This window comes from Cycloclasticus sp., assembly GCA_040743155.1.
GTDB lineage: Bacteria > Pseudomonadota > Gammaproteobacteria > Methylococcales > Cycloclasticaceae > Cycloclasticus.
The window spans coordinates 2,038,467-2,059,773 of sequence record JBFLJU010000001.1; the positions used below are offsets into that span (position 1 = coordinate 2,038,467).

A 21,307-nucleotide genomic window follows, 5' to 3' on the forward strand; every position below is an offset into this window, starting at 1 on the left:
ATTTATTCTTTAAACTCCTGATGTTTTATATTTGGGTAAGCTTTAATGCTTTTCTGAACCCTGTAACCCTCATCTACCATAGAAAGCATCGGGATATCGCCTTGACTATCACCATAAGCATAGCTACGAGAAGGTCTACCAATCTTATTTAGAAGACGCTTAATTCGATGAACCTTTTCCTCACCAAAGCAATTGCCACCTCGCAATACTCCTGTAGCAGTACCATTAGCATCGATAACCAGAGATGAAGTGATGCAATAATCAAAACCAATCATTTTCGCCCAAGGCTCGAGATAAAGATCTAGCGAAGCACTAACCAACACGCAACAGTCACCCTGTTCCAGGTGTTTGTGCAAGCGTTCCATCATATCCGCACGTAGCATTTTCGCCACAAAATGTTCCGCAAAATATTGTCCATGCGCGCGTAAATCATCCAGCGAAGTCCCTCCAATCGATTTACGAAGTAAAACCTCTTTAGCCATATCATTGCGAATAAGGCCCACAGCATAAGCAGATAGCCATGGTGAAGCAACCAACAAATCAAGTGCAAACCTTGGAGTACCTCTAACCATTCGTAGGAATGGAATTAGACTGTCCCCATTAGTCAATGTACCGTCAAAGTCAAAGAAGGCGACCTGTTTATTCATAAAGAAAGCCGCTTAAATATCGCTTCGGGAATATGTCGAATAACCAGCATGATCCAACGCCAAACCCCAGGTAAATAAACTGCATTTCGCCGCTGTTCGACAGCTTTCACAATACCTTGGGCAATAGTTTCTGGCTGCACCCACAATAGCCCCTTTTTATCAAACTGCACAGTCATAGGTGTATCGACAAAACCGGGCTTGATCGACACTACGGCCACACCCTTTTTCGCCAACCGATTTCGCAAACCCTGCAAAAATATGGTTACCATGCCTTTAGCTGCCCCATAGACATAATTACTCTGCCGGCCACGATCACCCGCCACAGAACTAATAGCAGCGATAACACCTGAGCCTTGCGCTTCAAACCGATTCGCGGCCAAAGTAAGCAGTGAAATCACACTCAACGCATTGGTTTGTATCTCGTCCATTGTCTGACCAACAGATAACTCACAAGCCTTTTGATCTGGCAGGGTACCATGGGCGATGAAAACCACGTCGACTCCACCCAATACCGCTTCGGCACGAGAAAATATACTCTCATGCTGCTCAAGATCGTTCAGGTTAGCGGACATGCTGTCTAAATACTGTCCAGGGGAGGCACGTACGCGTAAATCCGCCAACTGATTTTCCAGTTTGGCCCTGTCACGTCCGACAAGAAAGAGACTATGCCCCTGAGCCACCCAGAGACGAGCGCAAGCACACGCGATAGCCGAGGTAGCCCCAAAAATAATAAATCGTTTCATAAATTACTCCTTCACTCGCCGCCAAAAACTGGACGAGAATTGTGGATCGATAAAAGTACTAAACTGTTCCCACAAGGGGTACGCCGAGCGAAACAACTCACTAGGCATACGCGCATCTTTGGCGGGATAAAGTGCGCCACCTGCCTCACGCACCACGGCGTCCAACTCATTTAGTAAGCGCAGAGTGCGTTTACCTTGATTAGGAAAGTCCAGCGCCAAAGTCGCGCCAGGGCGCGGAAAAGATAGCATACCTTGTGATATTTTACTTCCAAATGTTTTTAGTACGGCGAGAAAGGACCCGCTTCCACTATTTGCAATGATGTTAAGCAGGTCACGAATACCCTCTTGACTGGCTTCAGGAGGTAATACGCATTGATACTGGAAGAATCCCTTTCTGCCATACATCCTGTTCCATTCAAGCATTCCATCTAAAGGATAGAAATAAGGTTTGTAATGCGTTAAAGCCAGCCCTTTTTTTATAGGCTTGTTATAGTACAACAGATTAAAAGCACGCACACTGAGAGTGTTAACGAGGGAGAAAGGCGGATCCACGGGGAAGCGTCTTGGGCGCTCCTTCCATGTAGGCAAATCGGCTTGCGCAGGAGCATGCTGACCTAGCATCAAAATTCCTCGACCTTGTCGTTTGCCTGTAGCGGTACAATCAATCCAGGCCACGGTATAAGGCCATTGCGATTCAGCCTCAGCACTAAGCTCCCAAAAGTCATCCAAACTATGAAATCGTTTCGACTCAGTGATCATAAATGGATTAATGATAGGTAGCAGCTGCAATTCCACCCAAGTAATAAGCCCCGTCAAACCGAGGCCACCTATAGTTGCCCGAAACCAGTCGATGTTCTTGTCCGGGCAGCACAGTTTGCGTTCTCCGTCAGAACGGAGCAGCTCAAATTTGCGAACATGATGGCCGAAATTACCCTGTATGTGATGATTTTTACCATGCACATCATTGGCGATAGCTCCTCCAACGGTAACAAAGCGCGTACCTGGCGTAACTGGCAAAAACCACCCTTGGGGAACGACAAGATCCAAAATATCAGCTAGGAGTACGCCACTCTCGCAAACAAGCACCCCCGTAGATTCGTCAAAGGCTATAAATCGATCCATCCGCCGTGTGCGAAGCAGTACCCCTCCTTCGTTCAGGCAAACATCTCCATAGCTACGCCCACTGCCAAAAGCAAGTAAAGGTCCGCTCGTGATGGGCAAAGACTCATGACGATGAACAGCATCCAGCACATTAGTATGGCTAACTAATGGATAACGGTTCCAAGATGTTATCATCATGTCAGGTATTCACCGAAGCTACATCATTCCGTAATACTCGGCCTCCAGAAAAAAGCGTTATCCCACCTAACCCTACCGCGAACCAGAGCGTAGTTAGGCGTATGATTACTGTCGCCGCGACAGCTTGCGCCTCGGGTATATCTGCCCATATGAGCAACGCAACCATAACTGCCTCAGCACCGCCCAAGCCTCCAGGGAGAAAACTAAGCGCACCAGCCAGCATAGAAAGCGCATAAACAGAGAATGCGAATGCAAAGCTAACCTCGAACCCCATCCAATGCAAGATTAAATAAAAAGCAAAAGCTTCAGCTGACCACGCGATCAAACTTAAGGTCGTCGCCAGCACTAGAAGCCGTGGCGTGTGGCAGCGGCGGGCTTCGATCAACATCTTCAGCACATGATGGCCAGCACGTGCTATTTTACTGGTGCGGTTTGCAAACCGCGCCAACAACTTAGTCAACAGGCCAACTCTAGATAAAAGTAGCAGCCCACCCCCTACAAGTACCACTCCAAAAATTACCACGCCCCCTCCTTGCGGATAAAGTGACACTCCTAATAAAGTCATAAGAACAATTGCAACCAAATCCGAAAGACGTTCACTCAGAAAAGCCGCTGTACTACTTGTAAACGACATACCACGTGCTTCAAGAAAAACGCCCCGCAACATTTCTCCAGCCTTACCAGGTGTGGTGGTGAGTGCAAACCCAGCCACGTAAATAACCGCACTTGGTCCATGACCTACCGCATTACCCAGAGCAGAAAGGTACATCTGCCAGCGTACAAAGCGTAGACCATAATTAACAAGTGATAATGCAAGTGCTATAACCATCCCGGCTAGCCCCACTGAAGCAAAGGCGTCAAGCACATCCTGCCAGCCACCCCAGAGTGAGAAAGCAAGATAACCAAACGCTGCTAACGCGATGGATGCGATTAGAGCATGTACCTGCCGCCCTTTTAGAAAGGAAGTAATCATATCAACACAAACAGGGTTACAGAAACCCATGCAGTAATAGTCAAAAGAAGATGCCGGTCGGAATATAGATCTCGAGCAGTATCATTCCCTTTCCCCTTAAGATGTAAAAGAAAAATATATCGGAAAATTCCATACACAACAAACGGCACCGTATAAATCAATGCACTGGTACCATGTAGCGCAACTGTTTCAGTGCTAACGGTATAAAGACTGTAGGTCAGGATCGTACATGCTGCAGTAATCGCCATAAATTGCTCGATCATCATTGGGCTATAGTCATCCAAAACCCGGCGTGTCAGCGCACGATCATGAACACCCGCTTGCTCTAGCGCCAACAACTCGGCTCTTCGTTTGGCAAAACCAAGAAATAGGGTAAGCATCAGCCCGCACAGTAATAACCAAGACGAGGGTGCAATGCTAAGCCCCACCGTTCCAACGAGAATCCGCAGCATAAACCCTGTGGAGATAATAAACACATCCAGCACAGCAACATGCTTCCAGCGCCACGAGTAGCCGATATTCAATAACGCATAAGCAAGAACAAAGACGAACGCCCATAGGCTTACAAAGGAAGCAAGCGCGAAAGCCAACATTGCAAATCCCCCACTCAACCACCAACCCATACGCAAGGAAATGGCGCCGCAAGCTAACGGTCGATTTCTCTTGGTAGGGTGCTGACGATCTGCCTCGATATCGAGAATATCATTGAGTACATACACCGCGCTAGCCACCGCACAAAAAGAGAGGAAAGCAATCCCTACAGAATAAAGTACTGACTGCTACCATTGACCCGAAAAAACCACGCCCAGTAAAACGAAACTATTCTTAATGTACTGGTGGGGGCGGATTAATTTAATAAACTTATTACTCATTTCAAAGCCCTGTAATAGTAAATGATTCAACCGCTATACCAAGATTGCGAGCATCTTCACTAATTTTTAATGTCTTTGGCGAGGTAGCATCCGGAATTTGTAATGTAATTAGGTTGGCCTCCTTAACAAACGAGCGAGGTATAACAAAGCGAATTTCTGACATAGGTTGTTCTCCAAACACGAATTCGGCGACAAACTTATTATTTGCTTCAATACGTAACCGCTGCTTATCATGGCTTGCTGTAACAAACGGAGCCATGTTTAACGAGATCGCAATAGCCCTCCCAACCGAGGACTTAAAACCAAATCGCGCAGCATTGCTTTCAGTCCACCGAAAATTTGGCTCAGGCCCACTCCAGCCAGAAATAAGGTAAGGTTCTGCGGCCGAGTCATTCAAAAAAATGGACTCGCCAGATTTAAATACCGGGAAATCTCTACTTATCTCAGGGGTGATAAAACCAGCAAGAAATTGTGGATGACTCCAGTCCCAAAGTCTCTCACTGTGCTCATCAACATTGTTTGGGCGAACATTCCATATCGAAGCATCATGACTGTAAGCCCCGCGAACATGCATGAACACACTAATAGCTATCAAAATCACAACGCCAACAGCATGTGGTAGTGTGTTTTTCGAGCCTACTATGCTCCATTTGTCATTCACTTCCCCACCAGTACTAGCAGCTTGTAATGAAATAATTGCAACAAGCATAACCCAGGGCACTACATCCGTCATAAACCTAGGACCATAGGAATGGCCGCCCCACCAATGTGGGAACCCAGAGACAACGACCCAATGCAGAATTATTGTTGCTACAGAAACAAAGACTAATGATCTTTCCTGAACGTATTGGCGAAATACTAACAGTGCTATGACAATAGAAAAGATGAATGGAGAATAAATAAGCAAACCTCTTGCAGGGCTTATCATATTTCCAGCCAAAGCAACAAAGAAGGTATCTGACCCTATTCTGCCAGCAGCATAGTAAGAGGGAAGAAAAGTACCAAAGTTATATTGAGAGTATAATAAAAACCCTGCAAGCCATGCCAACCCAATCAAACAGTAGGTAATAAAAACAGGACGGAAATAAACCAGCACCAGCACACTTACGGCAATAGTGCTGATACTAGATGTTGGCCGTACAAAGTACATCCATGCAACAAGCGTGGCAAGGAGCATTGGATTGGGTGATTTTTTTTCTTGTACGCCTCGCCAAACAAGAAAAATTACTGATGATAGTAGCAGCAAAAGCCAAGTGTGCGCCCACATTGCTCTGGATGCGGTGCTCAGTAGTGGCGTTGCTAAAGCAGCAGTTAGCGCGACCGCAAAACTGAAGGGTCTATTCAGTGAAACCCTACTTGTAAAGTAAAGAATAGTGACCGTAATTGAAATTAAAAATGCTGCTAAAATTCGTTCAATTTTTGCTTCGCCTTTGAGATTGTACGTGCCGTTTTCATTGACGGCGCTTAAACCAAATTCATTCAATACTGCTACAAATGGAACAGATAGAATTGAAGACCCATGAGGAAAGTAGTAGAAAAGTTTTTCTCCGCTCACTTCGACCTGATATGGATACCCACTCTTTACAATACCAGGCTTAGAAAAGGGCTCACTTCTCTCTATATTATATCCATCAAGCCTGACTGTTCCGTAGTCAATTAATGACTGGCTAACCATCATAGAATAGTTTGAATCACTCACTTGAATTACAGGTGCACTTAAATAAAAAATGGCGCAAAAAGAAAACAAAAATAATGCCGCTCTCTCTTGTAGAATCAGATTGATTATCCGCATACTGAAAACCCTTTTCCATGTTTTTTTATACCAAGCGCTCTTAAAAGCGACGATGCACTTTCAGACCAAGTAAGCCAAGACATTGATTCTGAGCTTCGGTGTTTGTTTGATTTATAGAGTTTTAACCAATCTTGAATTACTGCAGCTAATCTATCTGGTTCTGTCCCGTCAAAATAAAAGGCATATTCACCTGCAACTTCTCTAAATACGGGAATGTCACGAGCAATAATTGGCAATTGATGTTGAGCTGCTTCAATAAGAGGCAGGCCAAAACCTTCTCCTTCAGAGGCTGCGATTAAACAACTAGACGCTTCATAAACTTGTTCTAAATATTCATCACTGATGCTTTCTAACCAAAACAGATGTAAACCATACTTACAGTGCGAACGAATAGCGTTTGCAACTGAATCAACCATCCAGCCTTGTTTGCCGACAATAACTAGATTGACATCAACACCATTCGACCAAAGCTGCTCAAAAGCATTAAGTGTATGACTATGGCCTTTACGTGGCTCTAAGGTTCCTACCATTAGAAAACTTGTTTCCATTTTTATCGACCGAAGCACTGCAGCAGCATTATTCGGAAAGCCTTTTGTTGGTGCAGAGTTTTCAATATCAGCCCCTAGGTGGAACCAGTCAATCGAAAACTGATTAAGATCAACGCTACTGTTCTTTTGCACCCATTTTCCGAGTTCACCCTGAACGAACTTAGAAATACAAACCGCACCATCAAGCTTAAGTACCGATTCAAGCCAATACTTATGATTAAGCTCTGCCTCTGCAGGAAATTGAGATGGCAGAGTGAGCGGCAAAATATCATAAACGATTGCCTTAACTTCCACCCCGTCTCGTCTCAACCTATCATATAGGCCTGAACGCATCACCTCGGGTAGTATTCCTGATAGGAAGTCCGCAATCAGTAATAGGTCACCAGAAGCATGCATGACCGGCTCGTCCACCGCCCACTCTGAAGAAACACCAAGCATTTTTGCTGTCCACTCTCTTGCGTAGCGGTAATGCCACCGCCCCCCCTCTGACGACAAATATACCGGCTCAACCCGATAATCACTGAGGTTCATATTAATGAATTCACCCACTATTGAGCGAACCACACGCTGAATACCTGTTCGCAGGTCATTTTCAGCCGTCACCGTCACATCAACAAATAACTGCTTCTTTGTTGTTAATAATGGCAGGCTTTGCGCCATGCGTTCTGAAAGATCAATAAGTTCGTTATTGTCTAGCGGTGGCGTTCCAAGGCTTGCAATCTTGGCTATTTGAGCCTTTTGATTACACATGGATAAGCTTCTACTTTTTTCTATAACTTCAGCATATTGCTTGGCACATGCTCCTGGGGCATGCTTCGACCGAATCGTCAAAGCCGCGTTTTCACTAAAGGCCTTTCTTGCACTGGGGCTTTGCCATAATTTCTCCAGCGCCGCACTTAAATCTTTAACCAACTCATCACTATCTGATTCATGATTTAGCATCAAAACATCGTTTTTAGACAGTTCTACCATTGACCCGTTTGCATTTACGATTGTTGCTAGTCCGTAATTCATACAGTCCAAAATGGCCGCAGAAGTTTCGCCTCGAGACTCTGAACGTAATTGCACTGCGACATCGGCAGCAGCCAAAAAATCTCTATAGGTTTCGTCATCAGCCCAGCCTGTTATCTCTACATCTTCACATCGTTTTATACTGTTGATTAAAGACTTACCGTAGCTATCACTCGCCACCTCACCTACAAAAAAAAGTTTACACTCAGTTTGCGGTGCAAGTGCTGATGATAGCCAAGCATCAAGCAAGCGGCCATTTAACTTATGCTTTCCAAGAAGGCCAAAGCTACACACAACAAAATCACGGGGTGAAATTCCTAAACGTTTTCTTGCCCCAGGTCTATCTAACTGAGAGGCAGGTTCACGCAACAATGGTATTTCATAGCAACGGAAAAAATTGTTTTTGTAATACCTTTCTTCTGCTAACGCCTTTGCATAATTAGAATGAACAATAACACCTAGAGATTTCTCAAAAACACTATAACTTATCGGGTACTCTTTAAGCGTAGCGTGGACATCTTGTTGGGTAAAATAATCAATGACAGCCTTATATCCATGAGAAGCATAAAGCCCTCTTGTAAACCAGTGAGTCCTTTCGGCATGGGCTTCCATATAGTACATCAGGTCGCCCAGATAGAAGTCATGCAACACTACAACACCAGGAACCTGCTCCAGCAGATCAAACATATGCGAATGAAAAGGGGAGTTACCGAAATGGTAAATAACACGCTCATACAAATGCTGGTTTTCAATCAACATGGCAGGTGTCAATACGCGACAATTCTCAGTAATCCATTCATCTGAAATAGTTTTCTGAGCGACAACAACGTCGACGTCATAATATTTACTTAGCGCGGGAATTAACTCCGCACTATAAAAAGAAATTCCGCTTTTCTCCGGTGGCAAAGGCGAAACAAAGGCAAGCTTTCGTCGCTTACCTGCCGAAGAAATACCCTTTAGGGGAGCCTCTTTTGAGAGTTGCTGCTGACAAAATGAGATAATGGCTTTTGCTCGCTCAGACATTGAATCTGAACTCGGCAACAAAGCATCGAGTTCAAATACTTGTGGATGATCAGTAAGGCCTGCATCTTCAATGGTTGGCTTAGCAGCAATCGATGGAGCCCGTCCAGAAAACAGACCCGAAGTAAACATAGTTCCCTCATTACCACTTACAAGATGCCCCGGCACCAAAACATAATCAGCCCCTAAACTAGAAATAGATGCTTCACGAATCAATTCACCAACTCTCAAGTGCCAAGTAGAACCACACGGAAGTTCCGGCGGCACCCAAACATGTATCTTCTCTGTGGGGACAATACCAGAAAGAGCTTTACGAAGCGCATTCAGCTCAGAAGAAAGCAAACCATTTAGCGCGACAATCATATCAACGCCTTCGGAGTTCACGAGCTGCTTTATCAGCGCAACGGCATCACCTCCATTTCCACCAAGACGAATATCAATTTGGGCGCACTGCAAGTCCATAACAATACGCATTATTTTAATTCTCCATTTTTCGTGCTTAATTGCAAACTCAGTAAGTCTAGGTAAATTACCTTTGCCGATGAAGACAAACTTTCAGGTGCTCCCTTCATGTTGCTATTGCTGTCGTTGTCTTCAGCAATACTCGACATATGAAGCGAACCCTTTTGACTTTCTGAGTTAGAAATATTGGGCATTCCAACAAGTCCGTGAGCTAGAGCAATTCTTCTCGCTTTTTCATACAGTTTAGGAAACCAATTCTTTGTGCCTTTCAACCTCATCAACCAAACCGGGCGACAAAGGATCTGTCTAAGAGTAATTACTACCAACGGCCTTAAAAGCCATTTAAGCACATGAAAAGGCAGCATTATTAGCCAGCGCAACACCAATACTATTGCACGCAGCGGCCAAGTAATGCGCCAAGATTTACTTTTATAAACTGTTTGTAGCTCTTTTTTTAACCTACCTACCTCTAACCACCAGCGGTGATTAGACTGGTGCAGCTCATCAATTTTAGCCCTAGCTTCATCTAATTCATTACCCTGCTGATCTGCAATAGTCCACCAATGGTGGCTAGATTGATTTAGCTCATCAATTTTAAAATTCACCTCATCTAATTCGTTACTCTGTTCATTTGATTTTTGCGTTATATTATTAAGTTGCTCTTGGAGCGAGAGATTGGCTGCTTGGTGCGTTGATAGCTCGTCGTCTTTTACGCCTAACTGACCCTCTAACTGCGTCACTGTGTTGGTTGCTATGGCCAGCGATTCAATAAACTGTTCAATGCGTGGCTTCGTGGCATTCATCTCTTCTTGGAGCGAGAGATTGGCTGCTTGGTGCGTTGATAGCTCGTCGTCTTTTACTTCTAATTGACCCTCTAAGTGTACGACGCTATTTGCTAGCTCCCTCGCCTGTTGATTTAAAACCGTAGCTCTTTCATTCTGCTGTTTTTCATATAAACTGGTGATTTCGTGGAGAGTTACGCCATACTCTTTCGAAAAAAGCGCATCAAACCGACTAATCAGTTTTTTGGGTCCTTGCTTTTGAGCAACAATCGAGTAATCAGGGCTTACTCCACCTAAGACATCCATTAAAGAGAGACTCTGCGATGATTCCTCTAACTCCTTTATAGAGTTTGCCGCTTGCAAGCCTAAGACCTTTACTCGCACAAACCCCGAAAACTCTGCAACAAACGATAATAGGTTTGTTGGCAAGGGTTGCTCATGCGTAGGGTCAAGATAAAAATTGGTAGTGCCCACAACAATGTTCTCAGGATTTGGTGTCTCCAGAACCAGCAAGCCTCCTGGCGTTAACACTCTAAATGACTCATCAATAAGGGTTCGCAGCTTATCAAATGGTAGGTGCTCTGCAATATGAAAGCCTGAAATTACTGCGAAACTATTATCCTTCTGTCCGTGAAGATAGCTTATTGCATCTTCTTTTTCGACACTAAACCCCTGCAACTCGCATGCTTCTAGCATACCCTCATCAAGATCAACACCTTGCGCGTTAAAACCTTGTTCTTTTAATAATTCTAACCACTCACCTCGCCCACAGCCCAAATCTAAAGCACGATTAGGTTTTGCCGAACTCTTATGCAGTAATAACTTAACAAAAGGCAGATAAACCTCCAGTCTTGACTTTATTAGCTCTCGACTACCACGGTGCTTATCTTCAAATTCACGATAAAAGTTATCTGTCATCGCTTAATCTCCAATGCGGGCGGCAACCATGCCACTCCTTCAAAGTGGGACTTGTTCAAATTTACAACTTGAAAAACAAGCGCATGATCACGCCACTCATAATTTTTTACCATATGTGATTCTCCAGCATGGATCGCTACGCTAATCGAGTATGAACCTATCCCGAGACTGGCATCAAACGTAAACCCAAACTCTAATTTACTTCCCGCTATTACGTTAACCACATCCTCTTTTAAAAGATTCGTATTTGTGCCATATACAGACTGACCTAGGCGATCTTTAATCAGGTAGCCAAGCGTTACATCTGCCAGTTGTTGGTTTATTTTTATTTTAACTTTTAACAAAACTGTCTCGCCAACATCTACAAATTCAATCACCTCGTTTTTTTGATTTAAGAGTTCTATTGACTCTATTTTCGCTTCCCCCGTCCCTGAACTTGTTTGGGTTTTCCCATCGTCCAGCTTCCTAACTTCTACCGTGCTGTTCTCTTTTTCTGCAATGAGCGCATTGTAAAAATCAAACACTTCTTCTGGGTTACCATCTTTTATTACAGTTCCATTTTCCAAAAGAATAGCTCGGTTACACAGGCTTTGGATTGCCCCACGATCATGGGAGACAATCAATAATGTAGTGCCTTGTTCTTGAAACTCTCGAATACGATTAAAGCTTTTATGCTGAAAGTAGGTATCGCCTACCGATAGCGCTTCATCAACAATAAGAATTTCTGGGCGATAGGCTGTAGCTACAGCAAATGCGACTCGCATTTGCATTCCGCTTGAATAGGTACGCACTGGCTCATCAAAATATTCTCCAATCTCGGCAAAGGCTTCGATATCGGGCATGGCTTGCTGAATCTGCTCGGCACTAAAACCCATGAGACCTGCCGCATGAAATACATTTTGACGCCCTGTTAATTCGGGGTTAAAGCCCATTCCCAGTTCAAGAATGGCTGCAATACGCCCATTGATCTGTATTTCACCTTCTGTGGGCTGCAATGTGCCTGTAATCATCTTAAGCAGGGTGCTTTTACCCGCACCATTTTGGCCAATGATGCCGATGGCTTCTCCCGAGTTAATCTCAAAGCTTATATGCCGTAGCACCCAATGCTCTTCAGTCGGCTTTACTGGCAGGCCAAACCACCGTGCAAAGCGTTTCCACTCTGATGAGTAGGACCTAAAGGCTTTACCTACATTTTTTACGCTTAGAAGGCTCACAACACATCCACCATTTCTGCGCTTGATCGCCGGAATAAAAATAGGCCAAGTAGCATTAACGCACTGGCAATAGCAGCAATAATAATCAGGCCATCCATATCTGGCGTTTTGTTATAGACCAGTACCTGATGGTAGCCATTGGTTACGGCATACATTGGGTTTAATGCAAGTAAATGCCTGTAGCTTTCTGGGATGATATTTTCTGGGTAGACAATGGGGGTAAACCAAAACCATACTTGAAGAAGAATTGGGAAGGCTTGGCCAATATCACGTAAAAATACATTCATTACGCCTAAAATAAGACCTATACCCAGTGCTAACACAATAACAATTAACGTTAGTGGGATTAGCCATAACATAACCAAACTGAACTGGTGGCCAAGCAAAGCAAAAATGCCCAGCATAGAGGCGAACAACAAAATGTTATTTAACCCACAGGAGCCGACTACGATGGTTGGTAGTGTAATGCGTGGGAAACTCATCTTTTTCATCAAGTTGCCTTGCTCAATGAAGAGCGTTAAACATCGGCTGATAATTTCACTAAACAGGTTCCATGCCAACAAACCGGCCATTAGATAAATAGCGTAGGCGTATTTGTTATCAATACCTGGCAATTTTGCGGCTAAAATATTGGAAAGAATGAGCGCATAAATTAACACTTGAGACAGTGGATTAATAATCATCCACAAGCCCCCCAATTTGCTGCGCGCAAAACGGCTCACTAATTCATTACGGATAGAGCTAAGAACAAAATGGCGATACTGCCACAAACTACGAAACATTAAGCACCTTCTTTAATCAGGTTTTCGATCTCAGTTGTGCACTCCTTTACCAACTGAGCGTCTGCACGTGACTCTATATTCAAACGCAGTAGTGGTTCTGTATTAGAGCTGCGCAAACTAAAACGCCAATTAGGGAATTCAAGGCTGATACCGTCTGTATTATCTATGGTTGGGTTCAATGAGGAAAAATGCGCTTTGACCTTTTCGATACTGGCTTGAGTATTTTCAACCTTATAATTAATCTCGCCGCTGCATGGGTATGCAGCCATTCGATCACCCACTAGCTTGGATAAAGAGCAACCTGATTGACTGATTAATTCAGCAACTAACAGCCAGGGAATCATGCCGCTGTCGCAGTAGGCAAAATCACGAAAGTAGTGATGGGCACTCATCTCGCCGCCGTATATGGCATCTTCTGCGCGCATACGTTCTTTAATAAAGGCGTGGCCTGTTTTTGATTGAATCGGTTTCCCGCCCGATTTATTGACGATATCAATTGTGTTCCAAGTTAGACGCGGGTCGTGAATAATATTTTCGCCTTTATGCTTCTTTAGAAACACCTCGGCCAATAGACCAACGATGTAGTAGCCCTCTATAAACTCACCATTTTCGTCAAAAAGAAAACAACGGTCAAAATCACCATCCCATGCAATACCCATATCCGCACCATTAGCTTTAACCGCATCTGCAGTTGCTTTGCGATTTTCTGTTAATAATGGGTTAGGAATTCCATTTGGGAAGGCACCGTCTGGTTTGTGATGTACTTTGATAAATTCAACTGGTACACCTCGTTCTTTAAAACCTACTTCAATAGCATCAATTACATGCCCTGCCGCACCGTTGCCTGCATTAACGACCAACTTAAGGGGTTTGAGTTTTTCTGTAGCCACATAACCAAACAGGTGGTTAACGTACTCATTTAGGATAGACAACTTGCTGATTGAGCCTTGCTTGCTGGCCTCCTGAAATTTTTGGTTTTCTGCAGTATGCTGGATTTCTTTTAATCCACTGTCGCCACTGATAGGCTTAGCACCTTTGCCAACCATTTTCATGCCATTAAAATCTATCGGATTATGACTGGCCGTCACCTCAACTCCGCCATCCACATCTAAATGGAAGGCTGCAAAGTATATTTCCTCTGTACCTGTCATGCCAATATCAATCACATCGGCACCGGCATCCATTATACCTTTTGCAAGTGCCTGTTTAAGTGCTTCGCTGGTTAAGCGTATATCACCGCCAACAACAATTCGTTTAGCCTGAAGGTGCTGAGCAAATGCACGGCCTATACGGTAGGCAATTTCTTCGTTAAGCTCTTCGCCCAATTTACCGCGGACATCATAGGCTTTAAAGCAGGTTAGCTGGTTCACGAAACGCGTCCATAAACATCCTGAAAGCGCACGATATCGTCTTCACCCAGATAACTTCCTGTTTGCACTTCAATCATCACTAGCCATTCGGATCCAATGTTTTCTAAACGGTGCTTATGCTCGGCCGGTATGAAGGTTGATTCGTTTAGTTTAAGCGTCAATTCTTTTTCGCCATTAATCACCTTAGCCGTGCCACTTACTACAATCCAGTGCTCACTACGATGGTGATGCATTTGCAAGCTAAGGCTTGCACCTTGTTTTACTTCAATGCGTTTGATTTTAAAGTGGGGGCCTTCTTCTAACACCGTATAAGTGCCCCACGGCCGATATGCCGTACGATGGTGTTTGTGGGCATCGTGACCAAGCGCCTTTAATTGGCTATATATCTGCTTAACCTTTTGAGCCTCTTTCTTATCAACAACCAAAAGTGCATCGGGTGTATCTACAATAACAAGGTTATCTACCCCGACTACGCCTACCATTCTGTTTTCACTTTCGATAGTACAGTTACGACTATCCTGTATTAACACATCGCCTTTTATCCGGTTATTGTTTTCATCTGCTTTGGCTAAATCACCTAACGCTTGCCAGCAACCGATATCACTCCAACCAATATCACAAGCCACGACCGCTGCATTACTCGTTTTTTCCATTACAGCGTAGTCAATGGAGTCATCTGGCACCATCTTAAAATATTCAGGGGTGATTTCTACCTGGCAGGACTTAGTTCCCGATACTTTTCTTGCATGTTCAATGCAATTTCTAGTAGCGTTAATAACGTCTGGACAATGCTTTTCCATTTCTTGAAGCATTGACTTGGCTGTAAAACAGAACATTCCAGAGTTCCAAAGAAAGTTCCCCGACTTAAGATATTCCTCTGCTTTTTCAAGCGAAGGCTTTTCAACAAAGCGAATAACATCATGCCCGCTAGATTCTATATAGCCATAGCCAGTTTCTGGCGATGTTGGCTGTATGCCAAACGTAACAATTTTCCCTGTTTTGGCAAGTTCGCACGCTTTAGCAACTGCGTTAGCAAAAGACTCTTTATCTTCAATTAAGTGGTCTGCCGTTAACACAAGCAAAATAGCATCGTCGCCATGCGTTTCCGCAGCCTGAATACTTGCCGCGGCAATGGCAGGAGCTGTGTTGCGACCAAAAGGCTCCAGAATAAAACTGGTACTTATATGGTCGCCCACCAAGCTATCGACTTCTTCATACTCATCTTCTGTTTTAAAAAACAGCTCACGATTAGTCACCGTCATAATTTCTTTGACGTTAGGCAACTCCACGCCACGCAGAAAAGCCTTTTGCAAAAAACTCTCGCCGTCGCTCAGCCTGATAAAAGGTTTGGGGTGCGCTTCTCTAGACACAGGCCAAAGCCTAGAACCTGAACCACCACAAAGAATTGTTGGTATAAGAGCATATTCATTTTCTAATGAGTCCATACGAGCATTCGGCATAGCTTCCTTGTTTTGATAGATTTACAACCACCCCAACTGGAATAACTGCTTTAGGGAGAGAGAGGGGGGGAGGGGGAGGGGATTATCTATCATAACTTCTCGTTTTGCTACTAAAAACGATATTTTAGATTGCTTCTATTCTCATACATAACTGGGTTATAGCAAGCAACAAAACATAAAATACTTATCAATCAGAATAGCCCAAGTACTTGAGCGCTTTAAGGGAAACCCTCATCGCTAAGACTAACCGTTTTACATCAACGCCATCCACTCGTGAGTCAAATAATAAAATCTGCTTGGTATTCGGCAAGACCTCTTCAACTTTTCTACAATGATTTGCGCTTGTTGATCATTGGTCCTCATTATTAACTTCTAAATTAATAAACGATCAACTTGTTCGTTATTTTTTATATGCTGCTCAAAAATCTCATCAATATCTTCTTTGCTTTTATACTGATACCACGTCTCCTCTGGGTAAATAACCAGCACGGGGCCCTGTCCACAACGATCTAAACAACCGGCATTATTTACTCTCACTCCATCAGGCCCCGCCAAGCCCGCCTCTTTAACTTTCTTCTTCAGATAATCACGCAGTTCTTGCGCATTATGATCTTGGCAACTGGCGCGCCCGTCGGTTCGTTGGTTCGTGCAAAAGAAAACATGTTGTTTGTAGTAAGGCATAAGTGGAAACGCTATTGAGTGAGTGTAGATGCAATAAAAAACGGGTTTAATAAATTGGGCTTGTTATACGAAAGCTGGCCTAAGGTTTGCCCATTTTCATACCGCTTCACTTCCATTCCCGCTTCAACTATTACCGCGTGAGCAGCGGCCGCGTCCCATTCCATTGTTGGGCCTAATCGCGGGTAAATATCCGCTTCTCCTTCGGCAACCAAACAGATCTTTAAAGAACTGCCTATCGAAACCAGCTCTTTCTGTTTATCCGTTTCTATTACATCAATATATGCTTTCGTCTCATCAGACATGTGCGAGCGGCTCGCCACTATTTTATACACTTCGCGTTGGTCGGCCTTTTTTAAGGGTAGCTGCTTGCCACCCTTAAAAGCCCCCTCACCTTTTTTAGCCCAATACATTTGGTTTAGCGCAGGCGCATAAACAACACCTAGAACAGGAGCACCTTTATGTATTAGAGCAATATTGACCGTGAACTCGCCATTCTTTTTAATAAACTCTTTGGTACCATCCACTGGGTCGACCACCCAGAAATACTCCCAGTTTTCCCTTTCTTCATATGGGATACCCTTCCCTTCTTCCGACATGATTGGAATGTCTGTTTGATTTGCTTGATCCAAGGCTTTTAAACCTTTTCCTATAATCGCATGAGCTGCTTTATCCGCTTCCGTTAATGGCGACTTATCTGCCTTAAACTCAATATCGAAGTCTTTTTGGTAAATAACCATAATGGCATCGCCCGCTTTTTTCGCCAGCGCCACCACGTCTTGTACGTCTATTTTATTAATCATGTTAGATAGATGCGTGTTGCTTAAGGTAGTCGACCACCTGAGTTGCAGCTTGTTCAATGCTGATACCATCGTTTATAACGTGAAACTCTGGATTAACTGGCACTTCGTAAGGCGAATCTATGCCCGTGAAATCTTTAATTTCTCCGGCGCGGGCTTTCTTATACAGCCCCTTAGGGTCCCTTTGTTCACAAACACTTAGCGGAACGTCTATAAAGACTTCAACAAATTGACCTGCCATCGCCACCTTGCGCACCATTTCTCCATCTTTTTCAAACGGTGCGATAAACGCGGTCACAACGACTAAGCCTGAATCACAAAATAGATTGGCCACTTCACCCACGCGACGAATATTTTCTACGCGATCTCCTTTCACCCCGTGCGGAGTAATGGCATCACTGGCTTACTTGCAAAGCGTCTATGACAACAAGTCATCTATCGAGCGACAACCCCACTCTGGAAATTGTTCTCTTACCAATGCATTAAGCTCTTTCTCAAAAGCGCTGTACTCTTTTGCTGATGCTTTTTGCGTTGTCACGTCAGATTTACCTTGAATCATACCTGCCGCTAATGTTGCATTCGTGTACTTATCAATCACGATAAAGCTGCCTGTTCCTTTTACATCGGTATAGGCATCAAACGCTATGGTTTGCTTTAGTGAAAGCTGACACTGCGCAATTTCATTCAGTTGCAATTCGCTTGTTTCAATTTTTTCTAAGGTATTAACATCAATCTTGTGGTCGATGCTATTAAAGCGGCCCGGCACTACGTTGCTAGCTCTTTTAATGAGGTAGTCGACACCTGTTTGCATCGCCTCTTCGTTCATCCACACCATGGTGACTTCTAGCTGGTCAGATAATTCTGGAATATCCGTCGTTTTAACAATCATGTCACCACGGCTAATGTCCACTTCATCCTCTAACGTCAGGGTGATGGCCATTGGCGCAAAAGCTTCATCAATGGTCATGTCTTGTTCAGCGACTGCCGGTTGAATCACTTGCTTAACAATGGAGGTCTTCTTTGAAGGCAATACGGTCACGTGATCACCCACTTTAATCGTGCCAGCCGCTATCGTGCCGCAAAACCCTCGGAAATCCAGGTGCGGACGATTGACATACTGAACCGGCAAGCGGAAATTTTCTAAATTAACCGTGTCTTCAAGTGGAATTGTGTTTAGTTGCTCCATTAACGGTGCATCGGTATTCCAAGCCATATTCTCACTGGCGTTAACCACATTGTCGCCGGTTAAAGCGGAGACCGGTACAAACACCGGGTCAACAATGCCAAGGCCTTTTGCAAAGGCTTGATACTCTGCTTTTATCTCGTTAAATCGCTGCTCACTAAAGTCAACCAAATCCATTTTATTCACCGCCACAACGATATTTTTAATACCGAGCAGGTGAGTGATATAACTGTGACGGCGCGTTTGTGTCTGCACACCATAGCGCGCATCGATAAGAATAATCGCTAGGTCGGCGGTTGATGCGCCAGTAGCCATATTACGGGTATATTGCTCATGGCCTGGGGTGTCAGCGATGATGAATTTACGTTTATCGGTGGCGAAAAAGCGGTACGCCACGTCAATGGTAATCCCTTGCTCTCTTTCTGATTGCAAGCCGTCTACCAATAACGCCAAATCAATGCTTTCGCCGGTCGTGCCGTGTTTTTTAGAGTCTTGATGAATCGCCGCCAGTTGATCTTCGAAAATCATTTTGCTGTCATGTAGCAGACGCCCAATGAGGGTGCTTTTGCCGTCATCCACGCTACCGCAGGTAATAAAACGCAATAGCTCTTTATTTTCGTGCTGGTGGAGGTACGCCTCGATATCCGATTCGATGAGTTTGTTTTGTTCAATAGCCATTAGAAATACCCTTCTATCTTTTTCTTTTCCATAGAGCCTGATTCATCGTGATCGATCAATCTACCCTGACGTTCTGACACTTTAGTCAGCAGCATCTCTTGAATAATCTCAGGCAAGGTCTCTGCCTTCGACTCAACCGCACCCGTTAGCGGGTAACAACCCAACGTTCTAAAACGTACTTTTTCCATCACCGCTTTAGCCCGTAATTCTTCAGGCATACGATCATCATCGACCATAATTTTGGTACCGCCGTACTCGACCACTGGACGCTCTTTAGCGAAATACAAATCAGGAATCGGTATACCTTCTAAATAGATATATTGCCAAATATCAAGCTCAGTCCAATTCGACAATGGAAACACCCGAATCGACTCGCCTTTTGCGTGGCGACCATTGTAGGTATCCCATAATTCGGGACGCTGCGCCTTTGGGTCCCAACGATGGTGTTTATCACGGAAAGAATAAATACGCTCTTTCGCGCGTGACTTTTCCTCATCGCGCCTTGCTCCACCGAATACCGCATCGTATTGGTAAATATCCAGCATCTGACGCAAGCCTTCGGTTTTCATGATGTCTGTGTGCATCGATGAACCGTGTTCGAATGGGGAAATATTCAACTCTTCGCCTTTCGGGTTGATATACACCACTAATTCCATGCCCACTTCTTTCGCACGCTTATCACGAAACTCGATCATTTCTTTAAACTTCCACTGCGTATCCACGTGTACCAATGGAAACGGTGGCTTAGCCGGATAAAATGCTTTTTGCGCCAAGTGCAGCATCACCGATGAATCTTTACCCACGCTGTACAGCATCGCCGGGTTATCAAACTCGGCAATCACCTCACGCATAATATGAACAGACTCCGCTTCTAGCCGCTTTAAGTGCGTCAATTGCTTTTTACTTATAACCATAATGTTTCTTTTAAATAGAATATATAATATTTAATTATAATGAATTCTCAATCACTTTACTTATTTTATTGCTTTGCCAGCACAAAATAACTTTTCTGATAAAGGTCTTTGAGTTAAGTGCGGATTATGCCTGCCATCCTGCCCCACGTACACCCTTAGCAAAAACGAAAATGAATCTCCACGCGGGCGCTTAGCGCTTATTCAAGGCTGGTCGGAAGGCCACCTCAAGCTCTCTGACAAGCTCAGCCAACATATTGATATTGCCTAACTTGCCGAGCCTGCGAAAGCATGTGCCCAGCCGAGGTTCCTTACGCCCGTCTGGTCAATGATTTTCGCAGTGAAACCGCTGTAACACGTAATAATACGCTGATTTTCTCGAGCGTTCAGCTATTAAGCTTTTAACCAGGCAACACCGAATAAGCTTAAACACGCTACTACGCAGCTACCAACATTTAGCTTTCAACAAATCACCCTTACCGCTTAACCATTATCTACCGAAGAACATTGTTAGCAACAACCTTCGTGAAAAATACGCATCAGCGAGCTCTTTTGGAGTGCGGTCACGTGGCCCTGTTCACCGGTTGCGCTAGTGAAGTTATCGACTCAAAAACGATCAAAACAGTCTCTATCTACTGCAATATTGCGGTTTTGACATCACTATTCCCAAAAACCAACGTTGCTGCAGCGCCATTGATTTACACGCTGGCAAGAAAAGTCACTACCTTGAACTGGCGCAACAAAACGACGCAGTCTTTTCAGGCAACAGCTATGACGCCATTATCACACTCGCCAGCGGCTGCGGCTCTACGCTGGCCGAATATGATCACCCACTATCCGACAACATCAGTGATTTTATTGCACCCTTTTTAGCAAAGACTATCCTTTGAATTCCTTAACGCGTCGGCGTGGCTACACACGCCCTGCACATTTAAAAACGCACCATCAAAAAGCACCTACATATCCACTTTATTAACTCATATCGGCGAATTAACCATCAACAGCTTTGAGGCTGAGCAAGCCTACTGTGGCGCTGCCGGCAGCTACATGCTCAACCACAAAAAAACGGCTAACACGTTACGCGGCAAAGCGTTAGCGCCCGTAAATCAACAGCCAACAGATTACTTGCTAACCAGCCATATCGGCTGCGCGCGTGATTAAAGC

The 21,307-nt window shown here is 44.3% G+C and carries 19 protein-coding genes; 2 read left to right on the forward strand and 17 right to left on the reverse strand.

Annotated elements, in window-relative coordinates; genetic code table 11:
- Positions 1 to 2: 2 nt before the first annotated feature.
- From AB1Y31_09780 to cysD, 17 genes are all read right to left on the reverse strand, one after another.
- Complete coding sequence (locus tag AB1Y31_09780) at positions 3 to 647, reverse strand: HAD family hydrolase (GenBank protein ID MEW4983461.1); 645 nt, start codon at positions 645 to 647, stop codon at positions 3 to 5.
- Positions 644 to 1,390 carry an SDR family oxidoreductase gene (locus tag AB1Y31_09785; GenBank protein MEW4983462.1) on the reverse strand — a complete coding sequence of 249 codons (747 nt, stop codon included), beginning with the start codon at positions 1,388 to 1,390 and terminating at the stop codon, positions 644 to 646. Before AB1Y31_09785 ends, AB1Y31_09780 begins: the two co-directional genes overlap by 4 nt.
- 3 nt (positions 1,391 to 1,393) lie before the next feature.
- Positions 1,394 to 2,689, reverse strand: coding sequence for an FAD-binding oxidoreductase (locus AB1Y31_09790; protein MEW4983463.1), 1,296 nt, complete (start codon positions 2,687 to 2,689; stop codon positions 1,394 to 1,396).
- 1 nt (position 2,690) lies between these two features.
- Positions 2,691 to 3,662, reverse strand: a complete 972-nt coding sequence (locus AB1Y31_09795) for a lysylphosphatidylglycerol synthase transmembrane domain-containing protein (protein ID MEW4983464.1) — start codon at positions 3,660 to 3,662, stop codon at positions 2,691 to 2,693.
- Positions 3,659 to 4,417 carry a UbiA prenyltransferase family protein gene (locus AB1Y31_09800; protein ID MEW4983465.1) on the reverse strand — a complete coding sequence of 253 codons (759 nt, stop codon included), beginning with the start codon at positions 4,415 to 4,417 and terminating at the stop codon, positions 3,659 to 3,661. The genes AB1Y31_09795 and AB1Y31_09800 overlap by 4 nt, the downstream gene beginning before the upstream one ends.
- 118 nt (positions 4,418 to 4,535) lie before the next feature.
- Positions 4,536 to 6,326, reverse strand: coding sequence for a hypothetical protein (locus AB1Y31_09805; protein ID MEW4983466.1), 1,791 nt, complete (start codon positions 6,324 to 6,326; stop codon positions 4,536 to 4,538).
- Positions 6,317 to 9,379, reverse strand: a complete 3,063-nt coding sequence (locus AB1Y31_09810; protein MEW4983467.1) for a glycosyltransferase — start codon at positions 9,377 to 9,379, stop codon at positions 6,317 to 6,319. The genes AB1Y31_09805 and AB1Y31_09810 overlap by 10 nt, the downstream gene beginning before the upstream one ends.
- Positions 9,379 to 11,067, reverse strand: a complete 1,689-nt coding sequence (locus tag AB1Y31_09815; GenBank protein ID MEW4983468.1) for a methyltransferase domain-containing protein — start codon at positions 11,065 to 11,067, stop codon at positions 9,379 to 9,381. Before AB1Y31_09815 ends, AB1Y31_09810 begins: the two co-directional genes overlap by 1 nt.
- Entirely contained in the window at positions 11,064 to 12,281 is a 1,218-nt protein-coding gene (locus AB1Y31_09820; protein ID MEW4983469.1) for an ABC transporter ATP-binding protein, read from the reverse strand. Before AB1Y31_09820 ends, AB1Y31_09815 begins: the two co-directional genes overlap by 4 nt.
- Complete coding sequence (locus AB1Y31_09825; GenBank protein MEW4983470.1) at positions 12,278 to 13,063, reverse strand: ABC transporter permease; 786 nt, start codon at positions 13,061 to 13,063, stop codon at positions 12,278 to 12,280. Before AB1Y31_09825 ends, AB1Y31_09820 begins: the two co-directional genes overlap by 4 nt.
- On the reverse strand, positions 13,063 to 14,433 hold the full coding sequence (locus tag AB1Y31_09830) for a phosphomannomutase CpsG (GenBank protein ID MEW4983471.1): 1,371 nt from the start codon (positions 14,431 to 14,433) through the stop codon (positions 13,063 to 13,065). Before AB1Y31_09830 ends, AB1Y31_09825 begins: the two co-directional genes overlap by 1 nt.
- On the reverse strand, positions 14,430 to 15,878 hold the full coding sequence (locus AB1Y31_09835; GenBank protein ID MEW4983472.1) for a mannose-1-phosphate guanylyltransferase/mannose-6-phosphate isomerase: 1,449 nt from the start codon (positions 15,876 to 15,878) through the stop codon (positions 14,430 to 14,432). Before AB1Y31_09835 ends, AB1Y31_09830 begins: the two co-directional genes overlap by 4 nt.
- Positions 15,879 to 16,265: 387 nt before the next feature.
- A complete protein-coding gene (locus AB1Y31_09840; GenBank protein ID MEW4983473.1) occupies positions 16,266 to 16,574 on the reverse strand; it encodes a (2Fe-2S) ferredoxin domain-containing protein in 309 nt (102 codons plus the stop codon).
- An 11-nt stretch (positions 16,575 to 16,585) separates the two neighbouring features.
- The gene (gene cysQ / locus AB1Y31_09845) at positions 16,586 to 17,374 is read right to left on the reverse strand and encodes a 3'(2'),5'-bisphosphate nucleotidase CysQ (GenBank protein ID MEW4983474.1); all 789 of its coding nucleotides are present in this window, start codon (positions 17,372 to 17,374) and stop codon (positions 16,586 to 16,588) included.
- A 1-nt stretch (position 17,375) separates the two neighbouring features.
- A complete protein-coding gene (gene cysC, locus AB1Y31_09850; GenBank protein ID MEW4983475.1) occupies positions 17,376 to 17,747 on the reverse strand; it encodes an adenylyl-sulfate kinase in 372 nt (123 codons plus the stop codon).
- Between the two features lie 42 nt (positions 17,748 to 17,789).
- On the reverse strand, positions 17,790 to 19,232 hold the full coding sequence (cysN, locus tag AB1Y31_09855; protein MEW4983476.1) for a sulfate adenylyltransferase subunit CysN: 1,443 nt from the start codon (positions 19,230 to 19,232) through the stop codon (positions 17,790 to 17,792).
- A complete protein-coding gene (gene cysD / locus AB1Y31_09860) occupies positions 19,232 to 20,146 on the reverse strand; it encodes a sulfate adenylyltransferase subunit CysD (protein MEW4983477.1) in 915 nt (304 codons plus the stop codon). The genes cysN and cysD overlap by 1 nt, the downstream gene beginning before the upstream one ends.
- A gap of 659 nt (positions 20,147 to 20,805) precedes the next feature.
- Between cysD and AB1Y31_09865 the strand changes: the two genes are divergently transcribed.
- Positions 20,806 to 21,033, forward strand: coding sequence for a heterodisulfide reductase-related iron-sulfur binding cluster (locus AB1Y31_09865; GenBank protein MEW4983478.1), 228 nt, complete (start codon positions 20,806 to 20,808; stop codon positions 21,031 to 21,033).
- Between the two features lie 70 nt (positions 21,034 to 21,103).
- Positions 21,104 to 21,304, forward strand: a complete 201-nt coding sequence (locus AB1Y31_09870) for a hypothetical protein (GenBank protein ID MEW4983479.1) — start codon at positions 21,104 to 21,106, stop codon at positions 21,302 to 21,304.
- Positions 21,305 to 21,307: the final 3 nt, after the last annotated feature.